The 244-nt window shown below is 61.5% G+C and carries 1 protein-coding gene; it reads right to left on the reverse strand.

Annotation, left to right across the window (positions count from 1 at the left end; all coding sequences use genetic code 11):
• Positions 1-244, reverse strand: a 244-nt coding sequence (locus ACR9ZK_RS23095; protein WP_481344252.1) for a hypothetical protein, incomplete at both ends; no start/stop codon positions are given.

A 244-nucleotide genomic window follows, 5' to 3' on the forward strand; every position in this document is an offset into this window, starting at 1 on the left:
GACGAGATCGCCGCATCGGCCGGGCTCCCAGGGGCCGTGATTCGCCATGGATGCCACGAAGACGAAATTCTTGGCCGTGCCATCCTCGTCGATCGCCCTGCTCACGCTTTTCGTCGGCGTGAGGTCGCTGACATAGGGGCCATCGCGCTCCGGATTGTGATCGAATTCATCCAGCATCATCATCCGGTCGAAGCCGAGCTGCGGCAGTGCCTTGTGGCGCAGGAAAAAGGTCCTGTCGTAAGGG

Source organism: Monashia sp. HAY1-5C, from assembly GCF_056755255.1.